General features: G+C 65.1%; 1 protein-coding gene. It reads left to right on the top strand.

The genetic code is table 11. The annotated features are described in order from the left end of the window. Nucleotides 1-601: alpha-amylase family glycosyl hydrolase (locus ADL03_RS03275; protein WP_255353328.1), on the top strand; the 601-nt coding region annotated here is incomplete at both ends.

Genomic DNA, 601 nt, shown 5'->3' with positions numbered 1-601 from the left:
CTACTACGTGTGGAGCGACGACGACTCGCGCTACAGCGACGCGCGGATCATCTTCGTCGACACCGAGACGTCGAACTGGACCTACGACCCGGTGCGCGGCCAGTTCTTCTGGCACCGCTTCTTCTCCCACCAGCCGGACCTCAACTACGACAACCCCGCCGTCCAGGACGCGATGATCGACATCCTGCGCTTCTGGCTCGACATCGGCATCGACGGGTTCCGCCTCGACGCCGTGCCCTACCTGTTCGAACGCGAGGGCACCAACTGCGAGAACCTGCCGGAGACGCACGACTTCCTGCGCAAGTGCCGCAAGGTCGTCGACGACGAGTACCCCGGCCGCGTGCTGCTCGCCGAGGCCAACCAGTGGCCGTCCGACGTCGTGGAGTACTTCGGTGACGGCGAGGAGTGCCACATGGCGTTCCACTTCCCGCTGATGCCGCGGATCTTCATGGCGGTGCGGCGGGAGTCGCGGTTCCCGATCTCGGAGATCCTGGCGCAGACGCCGTCGATCCCGGAGAACTCGCAGTGGGGCATCTTCCTGCGCAACCACGACGAGCTCACGCTCGAGATGGTCACCGACGAAGAGCGCGACTACATGTAC

Source organism: Nocardia sp. NRRL S-836 (genome assembly GCF_001279525.1).
Classification (GTDB): domain Bacteria; phylum Actinomycetota; class Actinomycetes; order Mycobacteriales; family Pseudonocardiaceae; genus Lentzea.
Note: the sequence above shows the minus strand (reverse complement) of the source record. Positions and strands in the feature narration are given on the sequence as shown.